At 46.6% G+C, this 18162-nt stretch carries 16 protein-coding genes; 4 read left to right on the forward strand and 12 right to left on the reverse strand.

Annotation, left to right across the window (positions count from 1 at the left end; all coding sequences use genetic code 11):
* Positions 1 to 15: 15 nt before the first annotated feature.
* From F3H20_RS13145 to F3H20_RS13160, 4 genes are all read right to left on the reverse strand, one after another.
* Positions 16 to 426 (reverse strand): P-II family nitrogen regulator, encoded by a 411-nt coding sequence (locus F3H20_RS13145; RefSeq protein ID WP_149735375.1) that lies wholly within the window; start codon positions 424 to 426, stop codon positions 16 to 18.
* A gap of 12 nt (positions 427 to 438) precedes the next feature.
* Positions 439 to 765 (reverse strand): P-II family nitrogen regulator, encoded by a 327-nt coding sequence (locus F3H20_RS13150; RefSeq protein WP_091748869.1) that lies wholly within the window; start codon positions 763 to 765, stop codon positions 439 to 441.
* Positions 766 to 803: 38 nt separating this feature from the next.
* Complete coding sequence (gene nifH / locus F3H20_RS13155; RefSeq protein ID WP_091748866.1) at positions 804 to 1622, reverse strand: nitrogenase iron protein; 819 nt, start codon at positions 1620 to 1622, stop codon at positions 804 to 806.
* Between the two features lie 209 nt (positions 1623 to 1831).
* Positions 1832 to 2035, reverse strand: coding sequence for a TOBE domain-containing protein (locus F3H20_RS13160; protein WP_091748863.1), 204 nt, complete (start codon positions 2033 to 2035; stop codon positions 1832 to 1834).
* A 459-nt stretch (positions 2036 to 2494) separates the two neighbouring features.
* On the opposite strand from F3H20_RS13160, the gene F3H20_RS13165 reads away from it, so the two are divergent.
* Positions 2495 to 3622: an acyltransferase gene (locus F3H20_RS13165; RefSeq protein ID WP_149735376.1), complete on the forward strand. Its 1128-nt coding sequence runs from the start codon at positions 2495 to 2497 to the stop codon at positions 3620 to 3622.
* Positions 3623 to 3856: 234 nt separating this feature from the next.
* Here F3H20_RS13165 and F3H20_RS13170 read toward each other — a convergent pair whose 3' ends face one another.
* From F3H20_RS13170 to F3H20_RS13195, 6 genes are all read right to left on the reverse strand, one after another.
* The gene (locus tag F3H20_RS13170; RefSeq protein WP_149735377.1) at positions 3857 to 5239 is read right to left on the reverse strand and encodes a hypothetical protein; all 1383 of its coding nucleotides are present in this window, start codon (positions 5237 to 5239) and stop codon (positions 3857 to 3859) included.
* A gap of 88 nt (positions 5240 to 5327) precedes the next feature.
* Positions 5328 to 7082: a pyruvate kinase gene (gene pyk, locus F3H20_RS13175; RefSeq protein ID WP_188128327.1), complete on the reverse strand. Its 1755-nt coding sequence runs from the start codon at positions 7080 to 7082 to the stop codon at positions 5328 to 5330.
* Positions 7083 to 7151: 69 nt separating this feature from the next.
* Complete coding sequence (locus F3H20_RS13180; protein ID WP_091751185.1) at positions 7152 to 7352, reverse strand: putative signal transducing protein; 201 nt, start codon at positions 7350 to 7352, stop codon at positions 7152 to 7154.
* Positions 7353 to 7482: 130 nt separating this feature from the next.
* Complete coding sequence (locus F3H20_RS13185; RefSeq protein WP_149735379.1) at positions 7483 to 8490, reverse strand: electron transfer flavoprotein subunit alpha/FixB family protein; 1008 nt, start codon at positions 8488 to 8490, stop codon at positions 7483 to 7485.
* Between the two features lie 57 nt (positions 8491 to 8547).
* Entirely contained in the window at positions 8548 to 9339 is a 792-nt protein-coding gene (locus F3H20_RS13190) for an electron transfer flavoprotein subunit beta/FixA family protein (protein ID WP_149735380.1), read from the reverse strand.
* A 97-nt stretch (positions 9340 to 9436) separates the two neighbouring features.
* The gene (locus F3H20_RS13195; protein ID WP_149735381.1) at positions 9437 to 12826 is read right to left on the reverse strand and encodes a DNA polymerase III subunit alpha; all 3390 of its coding nucleotides are present in this window, start codon (positions 12824 to 12826) and stop codon (positions 9437 to 9439) included.
* A 260-nt stretch (positions 12827 to 13086) separates the two neighbouring features.
* Here F3H20_RS13195 and F3H20_RS13200 point away from each other — a divergent pair, with 260 nt between their 5' ends.
* The 3 genes from F3H20_RS13200 (at position 13087) to F3H20_RS13210 (ending at position 17275) form a co-directional block, all read left to right on the forward strand.
* The gene (locus tag F3H20_RS13200; protein WP_149735382.1) at positions 13087 to 13956 is read left to right on the forward strand and encodes an ABC transporter substrate-binding protein; all 870 of its coding nucleotides are present in this window, start codon (positions 13087 to 13089) and stop codon (positions 13954 to 13956) included.
* Between the two features lie 16 nt (positions 13957 to 13972).
* The gene (locus F3H20_RS13205; RefSeq protein WP_149735383.1) at positions 13973 to 15889 is read left to right on the forward strand and encodes a peptidase U32 family protein; all 1917 of its coding nucleotides are present in this window, start codon (positions 13973 to 13975) and stop codon (positions 15887 to 15889) included.
* Between the two features lie 93 nt (positions 15890 to 15982).
* Positions 15983 to 17275 carry an aspartate aminotransferase family protein gene (locus tag F3H20_RS13210; protein ID WP_149735384.1) on the forward strand — a complete coding sequence of 431 codons (1293 nt, stop codon included), beginning with the start codon at positions 15983 to 15985 and terminating at the stop codon, positions 17273 to 17275.
* A gap of 5 nt (positions 17276 to 17280) precedes the next feature.
* On the opposite strand, the gene F3H20_RS13215 is transcribed toward F3H20_RS13210, so the two are convergent.
* Together F3H20_RS13215 and F3H20_RS13220 are read right to left on the reverse strand one after the other, a co-directional pair.
* Positions 17281 to 17586 carry a hypothetical protein gene (locus F3H20_RS13215; RefSeq protein ID WP_149735385.1) on the reverse strand — a complete coding sequence of 102 codons (306 nt, stop codon included), beginning with the start codon at positions 17584 to 17586 and terminating at the stop codon, positions 17281 to 17283.
* A gap of 136 nt (positions 17587 to 17722) precedes the next feature.
* On the reverse strand, positions 17723 to 18139 hold the full coding sequence (locus F3H20_RS13220) for a cell division protein SepF (RefSeq protein ID WP_149735386.1): 417 nt from the start codon (positions 18137 to 18139) through the stop codon (positions 17723 to 17725).
* Between the last annotated feature and the right edge of the window lie 23 nt (positions 18140 to 18162).

The raw sequence follows: 18162 nt of genomic DNA on the forward strand, positions 1-18162 counted from the left end.
CCCCTTTTACCTTACTTAAATAGCCTCGTCTCCGGTTTCGCCGGTACGCACGCGAACAACATCACCTAAAGGCAATATAAATATTTTCCCGTCACCAACATGATTATCGGTCCTATTGGCAACCGTAATGGCTTCTACAATGTTAGCTACATCTTGATCATGGGCTATGATATTAAACATCCGTCGCGGGAACAATCGGGCACCGTTCAAAAAACTTTCAATTAATATTTCGGCATTTGCCCGGTCTTCCTCACTCGTCATAGATAGCAGTTCTCTTTTGCGATCTTCAATCGTAGAGGTATCCACAACCATTTTCCCGCGGCCAACTACCTTGGTAGCAGTGAAACCTGCCGCACCGGCTTCAATCAGTGCTTTTTTCGTCGCATTGGTTTTATTCATGCGCACAATTGCGATGATCTCTTTCATTCCCAATACCTCCTATAAGCCTTTTTTGCCAGTCGATACCGTATAGGCTTCCTCTATCGGAGATATGAATATTTTCCCATCGCCGAAAGTTCCATTTTCACCGGTTTTAGCAACTCGCAGGATGACACTGATCACATCGTCTCTATCCTCATCACGTACGGCGGTCATAATCATAACCTTGGGAATTTCGTCATACACGATACCGCCAACTTTAATTCCCTTTTGCTTGCCGCGACCTACAACATCAAATACCGTAGCGGCATGGAAGCCGGCTGTGGAAAGCTCATACAAGACTTCGTCCTTTTTTTCCGGTCTTACGATAGCTCTAACTAATAACATAGATTATCTTCTCCTCTACTATTAAGCTATTTCTTTCATTACCCCAGAATCCCGTAGGACATCATCAACTCTTCCAAACGGTCTTGTGTCATCGGCTTAGGCACAACAAACATTTTATTTTGATTGATGGCAGTAGCTAATTTTCTATATTCATCTGCCTGACCTTCTTTAGGATCATAGTCGATAACCGTCTTTTTATTGATCTCGGCTCTTTGCACAACATTGTCACGGGGTACAAAATGGATAAGCTGCGAACCCAGCTCAGTAGCAAAAGCCTGTAATAAATCAAGTTCTCGGTCAACCTTCCGGCTATTGCAGATAATACCGCCCAAACGCACGCCGCCAGTTTGCGCATATTTCTGAATACCTTTGGAAATGTTGTTGGCTGCATAGAGAGCCATCAGTTCACCGGAGGCAACAATGTAAATTTCCTGGGCTTTACCTTCCCGGATCGGCATGGCGAACCCGCCGCAAACAACGTCCCCCAGAACATCGTAGAACACATAGTCCAAATCAGGCGTATAGGCACCGAGCGATTCCAACAGGTTAATCGAGGTAATAATCCCACGTCCGGCACAACCAACGCCCGGTTCGGGTCCACCTGATTCGACACACATGGTACTTCTAAACCCCGGTTTTAGGATATCGTCCAATTCAATATCGTCGCCTTCATCACGCAAGGTATCAAGAACGGTTTTTTGGCACAAACCGTTAAGCAATAACCGAGTGGAGTCAGCCTTCGGGTCACAGCCGACAACCATTACCTTTTTCCCGGCCTCTGCTAAAGCAGCCACCGTATTCTGTGTAGTCGTAGATTTACCAATACCGCCTTTACCGTAAATCGCTACCTGTCTCATATATCTTTACCTCCATATCAATCGATTATTTTTTACTTCAACTTTCGACTTGAAAAAGAAAATATTGTGCATTATAATATTTAAAAGAGTAACTGAAGCCATGCACAATGGACTCGGATTGTTCTGCCTTCATAAATACCGCAAATATTTATGAAGGTTTCTTTTTTATTACCTTATCTTTAGGACTCACCCCCTTAAAAGAATCAGATCTATTTAATAACCATCATTTCAGTTGCTTTAATCAAAGCGGTCACATTATCGCCAACAACCAGCTTCAAATCTTCAACTGAATCAACCGTGATGGCAGCCACTAACTCGACTCCCTGATAATCCATAACCACTTTAGCCATAACAGAACCTTTGATAATTTCCTTCACCGTTGCTGGCAATTTGTTTCTTCCGCTAATTTTCATAGACATCCACTCCTTTTTTGATTGAAATCCTGAATAAAGAGAATGTTTATGGCTCATGTCACCGATCTTGCCGAAAAACAGAAGAGGCTCGTGGACAACACTATATCCACAAGCCTCTTTGCTTGTTCATCATAAAGCATATGATTTTATAAAATAGGCAAGAACTATACATAAACTAACAAAAAAAGGCTTATAAACATTTCTGTTTATAAGCCACTTTGCTTAGTTTTCTGAACCATTTTTAATTTAATTAGACTATAACATATATCGAAAACCTTGACAATACTTTGATTAAAATTCGCAATATTAAGATATCGCCTGTCTTTTTGTAACATTATACAAAAATAGTGGCCCGTTTCTTGCTATAAAATTAGACATTTCTTTACTTCTTTGATTTTACAGAGAAATCTGTTAAAATTATATATCGTTACAGGACTGCCCGCATAGGAGGTATTGTATATGTCCACTCAACGAATTCCCGCACTTGAATATATTCGCGGCATTTCCATGCTCGGAGTGATCGGTATCCACACGGGAGCCTATTCTTTAAGCAATCCTCATGTCAACATCCATCTATTCGGTTTATTGGAGATTGCCTCGCGGTTTAGTGTCCCCATTTTCTTTTTTGTTTCTGCTTTCGGTCTGTTTTTACACCAAAAAGATCTGACTGCACCTTTAAATTATACGGCTTTCATGAAAAAAAGACTTAAGACCGTCGGTATCCCTTACCTGATCTGGTCACTGCTTTATCTTGTTTATATTTCAGTCATCAGCCACAACCTTGCCGTGTGGTCAATCCCTGTGCTGCTTAAATATTTATTCTTCGGCCTAGCCTCTTACCAACTATACTTTCTGGTCTTATTACTATGGTTTTATGCCTTGATGCCTTTATGGCGGATTCTGCTGCGTTATATTTTAAAGAATCCCCTTACCAATTTACTAATTGCATTGGCCTTGCAAATTCTATTTAATTATTACTCCAGCTATTTGCTGGTCCCGCCTCCCGCCGGTACGCTATTTCACGATTTGGTCGATTATCGGATGAATTATTGGATTGCCCACTATTTCTTTATTTTCATTCTGGGAGCTGTCTGTGCACTCCGCTTTGACTCATTCAAAATGATATTGACCTATCAGCGCCGGTACGTAACCGCTTTCTTTGCTATTACCCTCGGAGCTATCCTGCTATACTATTACTACCTGCTGTTCGCCAAAGGCTACACACCGGAAGAAGCGGTCTGCACCAATCATCAATTAGGTCCTATTGGTGTTTTATATACCGTTTCCTCTACTTTCTTCTGGTTCATGGTTTTTAGCAAAGAGCACTGGCCGGCAGCTATTTCCGCCCTGCTGAATTCATTAGGAAAACATTCCTATTTCATTTACCTGGTCCATCCTTTTGTCATGTACTGCCTCTCCTACTATATGAATCATGCCGGCTACTTGTTTACGGCCAAGGCCACTATTCTTTTTTATCTGGCTACCCTGCTATTTAGTCTTTTGCTCAGCCTAACTACCCAAAAACTCAGTACTCGTTTTCCCTGGCTAGGCCGCTTATTGACAGGCAGTATCTCTTCCCGCGTGTGAAAAAGCAATCACAGCCACTATCAGATAAATGACTATCAATTCTAACATATAAAAGCTTGGCCGGTCGGCCAAGCTTTTATATGTTAGAATTGTTGATTTAATGAGCCTATCGACCTGACGAGAGATTTTTTCATCTGGCAAAGAAGCAAAAACGCAAAAACCGTTGAGCTATTGCAAGGTTTTGTTGAAGAAGCCGGAAGGAAATACTCCATCAGGACGCGCATTGCTAATTAGTCAGTAGCTCTTTAGGAAAAAGAATAGTTCCTTCTCCTGTTCAGTCAGGAACTGCGGCTCCAGGAGAAAGCCGTTTGCCGTTCCCTCTTTTTTAGCCTGTCTATGATGGGTCTTAGTCCAATAGGCAAAAAGAAGCTGGCAGAATTTAGAAATTGTTTTTCTTCGCCCGCTATACTCCGGAATCTCAAGCCACCATGCTCTGAGTTGCCTGATGCACTCTCCTTGCAAAATGGTGTAATCCTGCCGCGCAACATAAGCCACCAACATGACGCATTCCTTCAGGATCTGGAACAATACCTGCTGACGAAACCCATCGGAATATTCGCCAAATTTTATTTCCATAATAAAAAGTTTCCGCCCTGCGTCTAATAAGGGTACAAACACACAAAATGCATCCCGGAAACTGCGTTGGGCAATAGCTGTTTTTATCACCTGGGCCGTCTGACGGATGATTAAAGTCCAAAGCGACAATTCAGCTTTTGCTTCAGCCAGTTGTAACAGGAACCGTAAAATTCCCACAGCAAGCGGATTGTAAGGATTTAGGCAAGCAATACCCGCTTGCTTATGCCATTCCAAGACCAAATATTTGATGTCCTCATCGGTTAGCCGCCCCGCCCGGAAAAGTTGCCAGGTTCCCTCTGCCATCAAATCAAACATGTCCTGGTTTTCTACCTTAACAATCCGGTGCAGCCAGGCTGTCCAAACCTGCAAAACAGCCTGTGTAACCTCATGTTCTTCATAAGTAAGCAGATTCTCACGCCAGCATTTACAAATTTCCCTGAATAACGAAAAATCTTTTCGCCGTAAAGCCAGTAACCCTAACACCTTCAAAACTCTCAAAATATCAAAAATGTGAGAGGCATTAGCCTTCACAAGACTTTTATTTTGCAAAATGAAAAACACATAATCCGCAATACGGGAAATAAAAAAGTGTTGCCTAGCACGAAAGGCAACGACTGCAATCAACACAAACTGCTCCGCAATCACCGGAAACTGCTGCGCCGGCAACTGCAAAAGCATGGGGCGGAAGGTATTCAGTAAAGCCGCAGCAGCATTATACCGGCCGGCCTGAATTGCTTTGACAACAATCCCCATCAGGCGGATAGGCTCATCACTGCGTAGCATCCCTTCTGCATAGGCTGTCTTGAGCAATTCCGCAGCCTTATAGACAATAATATCATTCTCCCTGCTCATGCCCTCGTTAATAAAACCGTAAACTTTAGACAAACTTCGGGAGACTTGCCGTTTCGTTTTTTTACCAGACAGCGCTGCTGCCACACGCTCTATGCGCCGTTCCAAACGCATAAACCGTATGTAGAAGAGCGCGATAAGACAAACTGCAAAAACGCTGCATAGCAATCCTACTATCCATACGGCCGACATAACCGCCCCCACCCTCATCAGATTCTCTTTACTAAAGAATCAGCCCGAAACCAAATTCCGGGCTGACAATCTATTGCTCAGTTTACTTTTATCGTGCGTTTATTTCTCCTTGGAAGACCAGTCCCCTGCCGGCATCTACCGTAACGGTAGAACCGTCGTGCAAACGGTCGGTAGCACCGTCTACGCCGACAATCACCGGTATACCATAGCTAATGCCAACAATAGCGGCTTGCGAGGTAAGTCCGCCCTCTACAGCCACAATGGCGGCAGCTTTCGAAGCATAAGGCGCGGTTTCTTCATCAACGCTATGAACAACCAGAATATCGCCGGGCTGCAATTTATTTTGAACATCGTTGATCGAGGTGGCAATACAAATTCTCCCTGTAACCGCCTTTTGTCCGATGCCTGTGCCGCGAAGCAGAATATTGCCCACGATATGAACCCTGATCATATTGGTCGTACCGGTCATACCGGCTGGAACGCCGGCGGTCAAAACTACTAAATCACCGTCGTTAACCGCACCGGCGGCCAGTGCGTACTGCACCGCATTATTTACCATTTCATCACTGTTTTCAGAGGTAACCCCCAGTACCGGAATAACGCCCCACAACAGCATAATCCGGCGCATGGTCTTTTCAAAAGGGGTTACAGCAACAATATTGGCTGACGGCCGGTACTTGGACACCATCCGCGCCGTATGGCCGAACTGAGTGGAGGTAATGATGGCCGCCGCCCCCAGCTCATGACCAATTTGTACGGTTGCATGGCTGATTGCATCGGTAGTTGTACGCTGTGGCACAATTCCTTTGGCCAGCAAAATGGAGGAATAATTCAAAGCAGCCTCAATACGGAGTGCAATGCGGGCCATGGTTTCTACCGCTTCCACCGGATACTTGCCCTGTGCAGTTTCACCGCTAAGCATAATGCAATCGCTGCCATCCATAATGGCATTGGCAATATCACTGGCTTCCGCCCGGGTAGGACGCGGATTATTGATCATGGACTCTAGCATTTGGGTAGCCGTAATAACCGGTTTTCCGGCTTTATTGCACTTTTCAATAATGCGCTTTTGCACTACCGGAACATCTTCGGCGGGAATTTCCACGCCCAAATCGCCGCGAGCCACCATGATGCCGTCGGCAACCTTCAATATTTCATCAATATTTTTTACGCCTTCCGCATTTTCAATTTTCGCAATGATATCCATCTGTGCTTTGGCATTTTCCAGCACCTTGCGGATAGCCAGCACATCAGCCGCCCGCTGTACAAAAGAAGCGGCGATAAAGTCCATGTTTTGTTCAATACCGAATTGAATGTCCAAAACATCCTTGTCGGATAAGAACGGCAGATTAAGGCTTACGCCGGGAGCAGCCACTCTTTTGCGGTCGCCGATTTCACCAGAATTTAGTACGGTGGTAATAATATCGTTTCCTTTAACAGCCTCCACATTGAGGCAAACCAGGCCGTCGGCAAGAAGGATTTGGTTGCCCGGGGAAACTTCCTGCGGCAGCATACTGTGATTAACCATAGCCCGTTCTGTAGTCCCTCGAACTTCCTCACTTGTCAGAACAAAGGTCTGTCCTTCAACTAATTTCACTTTACCTTCGGCAAACATACCCAGACGCATTTCAGGCCCTTTTGTATCTAACAGCAAAGCAATCGTCTTACCGGTTTTTGCTGCCGTTGCACGCACATATTTAATACGTTCGGCATGTTCCTGATGGTTGCCATGAGAAAAATTGAATCTGGCGACATTCATTCCCGCTTCCATCATATTTTCCAAAATACCGGCTTTTTCTGTACTCGGTCCCATTGTACAGATAATCTTTGTCTTTTTTAACATATACACACTCTCCTCAAGTAATCTTTAACATAAAAATCCCAAACTATTCGCACTAAAAATATTCTTTAATTATTTCACCGCATGTTGACAGAGAACGGCATGAGCTTCATCCGCTTCCGATTCTAATACTAATATTTCGTACATCCCATCACCGAGGGCTGATGCCACTCCGGTGGGCCTGGCATTGGCAAGAATGCCTTCGTTGCACAACAAATTTTTTAACATCTCGGCCTGAGCGCGATTAGCTGCTATATATATGGCTATCCACATATTGCCGCCTCCTACCATTACAGCTTTGCTAGCTGAATAACTAAATATATAAAATGCTTTTCTCCAAAGTAAACAGTATTCCTGCTTGATTCCCCTTTTTGCCGGAAATATTGCAAACATATCGACAAAATCAGGATAGTTGTTCAATTAAGGCAGGAATAATTTGTTCGATCTCACCGACAATTCCATAATGAGCCCGTTTAAAAATAGGCGCTTTAGGATCTTTGTTGATCGCCACAACCGTTCTTGCCGCTGCAATTCCGGCAAGATGATGCACGGCGCCGGAAATTCCGCAGGCAATGTATAATTTCGGTTTTATAATCTGACCCGTTTGTCCAATCTGACAGGCCGGGTCACTCCAGCCTTCATCTACGGCGGCCCGCGAGGCCCCCACCACACCGCCTAATTTCTTAGCCAGCGTCTCTAGCAACAAAAACTGTTTTACATTCCCAACTCCTCGTCCACCTGCAACGACTATGTCCGCTTCTTTTAACGAATTATTTTTCGACTGTTTCTCCAGAGTTTTTACTAGCGATGTACGAATTTCGTTAAAACTAACCGGACTATCTACTTGAATGATTTCACCCGACCGATAAGCGTCTCTTACCGGAAGCTCAAAGACTTGCGGCCGGACCGTTCCCATCTGGGGGCGGCGTTCCGGACAAACAACCTCTGCTATGGCAGCCTCCCCATAGGCGGGACGCGTCCAGATAAGCTGTTTATCATCGGCGGCAAAATAGATTCCGGTACAATCCGCTATCAGCCCGGTTTTCACCCGACAGGCAACACGCGGCGCCAAATCACGGCCAATCTCTGTTGACCCCAAGAGAAATACTGCAGGTTTATATGTATAAATTAACTTAGTGCAAACAGTCGAAAAGGCATCTGTGGAGTAATGCTCATATTCCGGTCCGTCGACTAAGAAAATTTTATCGGCACCGAAAGCGATCGCCTCCCTGGCCACCTGGTTCACACCATGACCAATAACTACGGCGGTTACCGCCAGCTTCATCTGGGCAGCAAGAACGCGGGCTTGTCCCAATAATTCGCAGCTGACGTCTTTCGGCTTATTGTCGGTTTGTTCAATAAAGACCCAAATGCCTGAAGAACAGTTTTTGTTAATACCATCTATGTCCATTGGCCTTGACTCCTCACAAGCTACCTACATCTTAGCAAATTCATTCACAAATATCCATTAAAGAATAAGATTTTCGCGCAACTTTCCGATTAACACCCGGGCCGACTGTTCCGGCGTCTGTCCGGTAATCAGTTGGCAAGATACGGCAGTGTTGACGAAAGGGGTTGCGATGCGACGTACTCTGGTTGGCGACCCGCTGATACCGATAGAATTTCTGGAAACCGCCAAATCGACTGCATTCCAGGCAGGGATCTCTTTGTTTTTAGCCCTAATTGCTCCCTTAACAGTCGGCAGCCGGGAACTTTGCGGTGCCTGCAAGATGGTAACCAGGGCCGGCAGTGAAGCGGTAAGCCATTCCAAGCCATTCTCTGTTTTACGTTGAACGGTAAGAATATCGCTTTCTATATCGATATTAATCCCCCTGGTAATTTGCACAAAATCCAACTGCGCCGCCAGTTCAGGGCCAACCTGCGCCGTGCTGCCATCCAGAGCGCACTGTCCGCAAAGAATCAGGTTCGCTCCGCCAAGTTTACGTACACCGGCGGCCAGGATATAGCTGGTCGCCAGCGTATCGGAGCCGCTAAAGCAAGGATCATTTAGCAAAACAGCCTCATCGGCCCCCATGGCCAGGCATTCACGAAGGATTTCTCGAGCCTGTTCCGGCCCCATGGATAAAACATATATCTGGCCGCCATGTTTTTCCCGCAACGCTAATGCCATTTCCATGGCTTCTTTATCATAAGGATTCAACATTCCTAAGGCACTTTGCCGCAGCAACGTATACTTCTCTGGATGAAGAGCAACATCACCGGTCAAAGGTACTTGTTTGACACATACTATGATTTTCATAGTTCTCTTTCCCTTTTACAATTGTCAATTATATCATCACTCACTGAAATGATTCCACAAAAATCTACTTATATTTTCGCGATAAAACATTTTTTTATCAAATAACATTTACAACCTGATCGCCCAGGACAGCTTCAATAGCCTTTGTCGCATCCGGGGAAGGATCAATCCAATATTGCGGCTCGGTTTTAATGACTCGCCGGCTGTCAACTAAATGCAAATATACAACCGCCGAACCGCGAAAATTGGCAAACACCTTTTTCAAGTCAGCAAATACTTCAGGATTTTCCTGTTCTTTGCGGATTTTAATCCTCACCTCGGGACCGAATTGATCCAGCAGCACGACATCTTCCGCGATGACTTTGCTGCTTTCTTCATTGTTGTTGATTTTGCCAATGACCGCTACAGGCATGTCCACGGCAAGAACGGCTCCCTTTCGCTGAAAGAGACGGGGAAAAACAATCACTTCTACCTGGCCGGTAAAGTCCTCCAGTGTCAGAAAGCACATCATGTCACCGCTTTTTGTATTGATCCTCTTAGCGCTGCTAATAAGACCGGCTAGTTTTAATACTTTACCGTCGGGGCAATCGGCAAGCTGGCTGATCGGCACCAAGGATTTCATCTTATCGCGGTATTTATCTAAAGGATGCCCCGTAACATAAAAACCTATCATTTCTTTTTCATAGGCCAGCAATTGATCCAAAGCCAGTTCCTCCATTGGCGGCAGTGCGACAGAATCGACATGCTGAAGCGTTTCTTCCCCAAATAAGCCCAACTGGCCGCTGGCCTGATCCTTCTGACGGCCTGCGGCAACATCCACCGCCTTTTCCAATACCTGAAGAAGCTGGGACCGTTTGGCGCCTAACGAATCAAAGGCACCACATTTAATCAGACTTTCAATAACCCGTTTATTGACCACTCTCATATCCACCCGGGTGCAAAAGTCAACCAGCGAAATAAATTTTCCGCCCTTTTGACGGGCAGATAATAAGTTATTGATAGCGTTTTCCCCTACATTTTTTACTCCCGCCAGACCAAAGCGGATATCCTTGTCAGCTACGCTGAAACCGGCCAGACTGGCGTTGATATCCGGCGGCAAAATGCGAATTCCCATCCGTCGGCATTCTTCAATATAGAAGCCCACCTTATCATTCGTGCCCATGACACTGGATAACAATGCCGCCATAAACTCACAAGGATAATGAGCCTTTAAATAAGCGGTCTGATAGGCGACCAAGGCATAGGCGGCGCTATGGGATTTGTTGAATCCGTAATCGGCGAAATGGGCCATCAGATCGAAAATCTCCGTTGCCAGCTTATCGTCAATTCCCCGTTCACGGGCGCCTTTCATAAAGTTCTCGCGCTGTGCAGCCAGCACTTCATGCTTCTTCTTGCCCATGGCGCGCCGGAGCAAATCGGCCTGTCCCAGTGAAAATCCCGCCAGTTCGGAGGCGATTTGCATAACCTGTTCCTGATAGAGAATAACGCCGAAGGTATCCTTCAATATCGTCTCCAGCCGCGGATGCAGGTAAGTAACCTTTTTTTTGCCATGGCGGCCCTCAATAAAGTCGGTAACCATACCACTGCCCAAAGGACCGGGACGGTACAGGGCGACCAGCGGGATCAGGTCGTCAAAGCTCTCCGGTTTCAAGTCTTTTACCAGGTTGGTCATGCCGCCTGATTCCATCTGAAACACGCCGGCCGTATCACCACTGGCCAGCATTTCATTGACTGCCTGATCGACAAGCGGAATGTTGTCTATATCAATGTGAATATTCCGGTTTTTACGCAGAAGGGTCAATGCATCACCAATAACAGTCAAGGTACGCAGCCCCAGCAAATCCATCTTTAATAGCCCGATCTCCTCAACCCGGTCTTTGTCATATTGCGTGGTAAGAAATCCTTCGGTTGAATTCTGCAGCGGCACATAATGAGTCAACGGTTCTTTCGCAATAACCAACCCGGCCGCATGAGTGGAGGCATGACGCGGCAGACCTTCTACCGCCATAGCCAAATCAACCAGCTTGGTCACTGCCGGTTCCTGCTGATAAGCTTCTTTCAATTCCGTACTGCTTTGCAACGCTTTACTCAGCGTAATGCCCAGCTCATTGGGTACCAGCTTGGCAACCCGGTCAACTTCCCCATAGGACATATTCAACGCCCGCCCTACGTCCCGGATGGCAGCCTTAGCCGCCATGGTACCAAAGGTAATGATCTGCGCTACCCGGTCCGCGCCATAACGGGCCGACACATATTCAATAATCTTGCCGCGCTGAACGTAGCAAAAATCAATATCAATATCAGGCATGGTTACCCGTTCAGGATTCAAAAACCGTTCAAACAGCAGACCGTATTTCAGGGGATCAATATTCGTTATCCCCAAAAGATAAGAGACAATACTGCCTGCCGCCGAACCTCTGCCCGGCCCTACTGGAATGTTGTTTTGTCTGGCATAATTGATAAAATCCCAGACAATTAAAAAGTAGCTGGAATATCCCATTTTTTGAATGACATCCAGTTCAAAGACCAGCCGTTCAGTAATTTCTCCCGTAATATCCGCGTAGCGAAGCGGCAATTTTTCCTGGCATAGCCGGCGCAAATAGGCATCGGCCGTCAGCCCGTCGGGCACCGGAAATTCCGGCAGATGGAAAGTATTAAAATCAAAATCGACCTGGCAGCGCTCGGCAATCTTACAAGTGTTGGTCAGTACCTCCGGGCGGCCGGGAAACAGGTCGGCCATTTCCTGCGCACTTTTCAGATAAAATTCCGGCGAAGGAAAACGCATACGCGCCGTATCATCTACAGTTTTTCCCATTTGGATGCAAAGCAACACGTCGTGAAACTCGGCGTCTTCTTTATTTATATAGTGAAGATCATTGGTGGCAACCAGTTCAATCCCTAGTTCACGGGACATATCAATCAACTGCTGATTGACCTGTTTTTGTTCCGGTATACCATGGTCCTGCAATTCCAGGAAAAAATTATCCGATCCAAATATGTCCCGGTACTCTTTTGCCAGGTCCGTGGCCCGTGACACATCCCCCCGCAGCAGCAGGGCAGGTATCTCGCCGGCGATACAGGCACTAAGACAAATAAGCCCCTTATGATAGGTGCGCAAAAGCTCCCGGTCGACTCTTGGCTTGTAATAAAAGCCTTCCGTATTTGCCCGGGATACCAACTCCAGCAAATTACGATAGCCCTCATTATTTTCAGCCAGCAAAATCAAATGATAATAGGCTTCTCCCTCGACAGCAGTCTTCTCATAGCGTGAGCGAGGCGCCACATACACTTCGCAGCCAATAATCGGCTTAATCCCCTGCTTAACTGCCGCTTTATAAAAATCAACCACGCCGTACATACTACCGTGGTCGGTGATGGCAATAGAAGTCATGCCAAGTTCCTTTACCCGTTTGATCAAATCGCTGATCCGGCTGGCTCCGTCCAGCAAGCTATATTCCGTATGTACATGAAGATGAACAAAATCCATGAATATCACCTTTTATTACGTAATAAATACACTGTTGCCGGTTTACCCGATCCTGAAAAAAGCACCAACTTTAGCAACAAGGTATATAACATATTTGAAATATTGTTACTTCCATAGTCTTCTTACAAAATCCTTCTAAACTTTAAAACTATTATCTTTTCCTGACAAATTCACGCAAATTTTGTCTATTCCTGCAGGTATTATTCTATCCCATATGGAATTTTTATAGGTTACTACACGTAAAAAAGAGGTGTACTATTTTGTTCCACATTGGCATTCTTCAGTTAACCCAAAATCTTGATGATGCGGTACGCGGTTTTAAAGCCGGCCTAGAAAGCCTCAACATAACCGCACAATTTTATTATTACAATGCAGATGGAAATATCCAGGCACTGAATGGCTTAATTGAAAAGCTCGGCTCCCATCCCCTTGACTTATGCTTTGCCTGTTCAACACCGGCCGCGCTGGCCGCACTGCATTTACCGGGCCATGTGCCTGTTGTTTTTACGCCTGTATTTGATCCAGTGGGCGCTAAATTGGTTCAAAGTCTCGCAAAGCCCGGCGGGAAGGCGACAGGCGTCGCCGGCATGGTAAAAGCGGAAGCCAAGCTGGACTTTATCAACCGTCTGCTGCCAAAGGCTAAAAAGCTCGGTGTATTGTACCACTCCGCCGACAGTAATGCCCTCCTGGAAGTAAAAAATATTACCGACGCCAACCAGGGGACGTTTGAACTGGTTTTACTGCCCGTTGACCGGCCGGAGGACTTGTCCACTCTGCCCGATCTGCTTCCGGCCGATTTGGATGCATTATTTTTGCCAATCGGACGCATTATCGAAGAAAATTTCGCTTCCATTGTCTACTATACGGACAACTTAAACCTGCCGGTCGTAGCCTCCCATCCGCCCAATGTATCCGCCGGCGCCTTGGCAGCGCTGGTAGCCAACCATTATCAATTAGGCCGGGCCTGCGCAGCAAAAGCCTCGGAAATTCTCAGCGGGAAACCGGTCAGCATCATTCCGGTGGGAATAGCTGATCAGCCAGAGATTTTATTAAACGCCTTCGCAGCACAAAATCTATCGATTGATTTGCCCGCCTCCTTACTAAAGGAAGCAGTCGAAATATTTGAGTAACCCTCAGGAGGAAACTATGTTATTACAACCAAGCAGTGTAGAAGTATTAGCCCCCGCAGGTACCTGGGACGTACTGGAAGCCGCTATTGCCGCCGGCGCCGATGCCGTCTATCTTGGTGGCAAACGTTTTAATATGCGCCTGCATCGCACCGATGCCAACTTCGATGACGATATGTTGAGAAAAGCGGTCGACTATGCCCATAAACATCAGGTGCGCCTGCACATTACCGTAAATAACCTGATCAGTACCGATGAAGTGGATGCCATGCGTTCCTATCTCCAATTTTTAAATGAAATACAACCTGACGCGTTAATTGTGCAAGATCTGGCTGTTCTGTCACTGGCCCGAGAAGTCAATCTGACTGTGCCGTTGCACGCTTCCGTTATGATGAACACCCACAACGAATATGCCGTCCGTCTGCTGCAGCAGTACGGTGTTAGCCGTGTCGTCGCCAATCGCGAGATGTCACTGCCCCAGCTTACGTTGTTAAAAGAACGGACCGGCATTGAAGTCGAATATTTTGTTCACGGCGATATGTGCATAGCTCATAGCGGCCAATGCACCCATTCCGGCGTATTGTTTGGCCAAAGCTCCAACCGGGGCCGTTGTTTAAAACCCTGCCGCTGGCCTTATCAAATTATCGATGCTGACACCTCTGCCGCTTTGCAGGGAGCCGACAATCCAGGGCCCTATAAACTGGCACTGAAAGACATGTGCATGTATCGCAATCTGCCCGAACTTATCCAATCCGGCGTTTGTTCTTTTAAAATCGAAGGACGTATGCGCACAGCCGATTTTGTAACCAAAATTGTCAATATCTATCGCCGTGCTATTGATAACTATATGTCTGATCCTACCGGTTACGTAACCAATGAAGAAGATTGGCAGGAGCTTTATGACAGCCGGGCCCGTGATTTTTCGACCTGTTATGCCTTCGGCAATCCCGGTCCCCAGTCCATCGGCTATACAGGCGAACGGGAACCGCGCTTTTTCAGCCAGGCCGTAAAAGAAGCCGGCATCCCCGCCGCCAAGCTGCTAGAAAATATAACCTACCAGCCGACGTCTTCCCTTCCGCAGCTAACCGTACGCGTGGCCGATCTGGATGGTCTGACTAAGGCTTGCCAGCAAGGAGCCAATATCGTTTATGCCGGCGGTGAAGCCTTTTACCCGGCCAAGCCCTGGACACTCAGCGATTTTGAAGAGGCGCTGGCCATTACTCTTAAGTATGGTGCTCAACTGGTAGTCACAACGCCACGAATTACTACTGAACGGGAATGCGCTGAGCTTTCCCATCTGTTTACCCAACTGGACAAACTACGGCCTCAGGGAATCATGGTCAGCAATCCCGGCTCACTCCTTCTGGCCAAAGAAACAACCTCGCTGCCACTCTATGCGGATGTTTCCCTTAATCTCTTTAATCATTACACTGCAAAGCTGCTCAACGAGCAGCGAGTAGTCCAGGCAGCAATTTCCCCGGAAGCAGCCTATGCCCAGGTAGCAACGTTGGCTGCCGCCAGTTTTCTCCCGTTGGAGTTGATCGTTCACGGCAGTCAGGAAGCGATGGTTATGGACCATGACATGTCGGCAACCCTTGCGCAGGCTTCTGACCGCTATGCATTGCTGGACAGTTCCGGTGAACGCCACCTGATTCGCCGTGATCAATACAATCGTCATCATATTTTATTTGCCAAGGACCTTTGCCTGCTACCCTATTTGCCGGGCCTCTCCCAGCTTCACAGTCTGCGAATTGAAGGTCAGCACTACCAACCGGAACAGCTTGGCGAAATTACCGCTATCTATCGTCAAGAACTGGATAAATTGCAAAAGCAAAAAGAAAATTATCGTTATGACGAAGCTGTTTTAGCCCGGCTTGCCGCGCAAAGCCCCCGGGAATTGGGCATTGGCGCCTTCCGTTATCGTAAATCGCGCTGATCTTTCATTAATAAGCCAGGGTTTGTCTTCAAACTGCCAAAACAAAGACACCCCTGGCAAACTACAGCCTTGCGGCATTGAGGAGTGATTAAGGTGAATAAACCTATCGGCGTACAAGAAGTACTCAGAAAAAAACGTGACTATCTAATCCCCTGTGTATATCATTTTTACGAAAATCCGATGCAATTAGTACGGGGCCAAATGCAGTATCTGTTCGACGAACAGGGGAAACAGTACCTGGACTGCTTTGCCGGCGTATCGGTTATGAACTGCGGTCATTGCAATCCGGCCATCACCGATGCTATTGTAAAACAAGTAACCACACTACAACATACCTGCACCATCTACCTGACAGAAACCATTGTCAATTTAGCGGAAAAGCTGGCGCAAATTGTTCCCGGCCGCCTGCAAAAATCCTTCTTCTGCGCCAGCGGCAGTGAAGCAAATGAAGGAGCAGCCTTACTTGCCTCCATTTATACCGGCAAACATGAATTTATCAGTTTGCGGCAAGGACTCCACGGCCGTACCAAACTGGGAATGAGTCTGACCGGACTTAGCCTTTGGCGGACCGATACCGCACCGGTTGGCGGTATCAGCTTCGCACCAAATGCCTATTGTTACCGCTGTCCCATGAACAAATGCTATCCCGAATGTGACCTGGCTTGCGCCAACGAGGTGGAAGCTGTCGTAAAAACAGCCACTTCCGGTCAAGTAGCCGCCATGTTTGCCGAACCAATACAAGGAAACGGCGGTATGATCACACCGCCGCCAGGCTATTTTAAGCGTATAAAGGAAATCTTACAGCAATACGGAATTTTATTAATCGTTGATGAAGTCCAGACCGGCTTTGGCCGTACAGGCAAAATGTTTGCCATAGAGCATTATGCTACGGAACCGGATATTATGACTGTCGCCAAGGCATTAGGCAACGGTACGCCGGTGGGAGCCTTCATCGCCACACCGGCTATTGCCGATACCTACACCCGGCCAGGTGCCTCTACGTTGGGTGGAAATCCGGTCACTTCGGCAGCCGCGCTGGCCACGCTGGACTATATTACAACAAACAAGCTGGTCACCAGGGCCGAAACACTGGGCAACCAGCTAAAAGCAGGCTTACTGGAGCTGCAGGAAAAATATCCGGTCATTGGCGATGTCCGCGGTTTGGGCCTTATGCTTGGTGCGGAAATTGTGCATGCCGACAAATCACCGGCACCACAGAAGGTGGATTATATTTTGGAAAAATTAAAGGATAATGGCTTCCTGATCGGGAAAAACGGTCCTAATCGTAACGTGCTCGCCTTCCAGCCGCCACTGGTCATCACCCGGGAAAATATTGACGATTTATTGACAAATCTAGAAAGTACACTTAAAACTGTCAGTAACTAAACAATCTATTTTAGCAGGCTCCGTGTCATTTTTCGCTGAAAACCAAAACTTTTGCGGCTCCCATGGTTATATTCCAACCTAAGTTCAGGCGGCAGTTCATAGCGTCTTCGGCGCGAGGCCAACAGCCGCCTTACATGGGCAGCAACCATGATCGCCGCAGCCACAGCCCAGGTAAATGAAAATATGCGTCCCGCGTCAGATGCGAGAAATTGTGGCAAAGCCAAGGAAAACACACACCACAAGACCATTAAGATTGTCAGGCAAAATAAAGCTTTGAAAATCTGCGCTTTTTCCTTAAGCGAACTTTTCATACTTCTACCTACCTCGCTTCATTTTAATCCCCTATGCATCTTTCATCATCTTATGCTGCTTACCCGGTGCTTATGCCTTTCATAATGGCAGCATAAAAAAAACTCTCTTCCAAGCCTGGGAGAGAGTTTTTTTGCCTTATAAATTAAAAACCTTATCATTTCGAGCCTTTATGTACGTGGGAACCGAATAGGCATATAGCTCTTTACTAACCCCGACCTTCGCCGGAACATATATCAAAATAAAGTCGGAAACTTTCTCAACGCTCCCTCCAGTCACATAGCAAACACCATTTAAAAAATCACTAATCGACTGCTGCAGCCTGGCATCCAACAGTTGCAGATTCACAATGACCGCATGATTGGCCTTTAGCCGGTCGGCGCAAACTAAAGCATCCTGATATTGGCGTGGTATTGTTACTAGTACCTTTAACTCGGCCGGACTATGCACGGTAAATTCAACTTTATTACCTGCTGGAATTGACTCTTCCGGCTGTTGAAATTCATCTACAGGCATCAAAAAGTTTGTTATTTTATCGATCAAACTATGAGCCACTTCTTCCAACCTCCCCCACCAAA

The sequence above is a fragment of the Propionispora hippei DSM 15287 genome, from assembly GCF_900141835.1.
Taxonomy (GTDB): Bacteria; Bacillota; Negativicutes; order Propionisporales; family Propionisporaceae; genus Propionispora; species Propionispora hippei.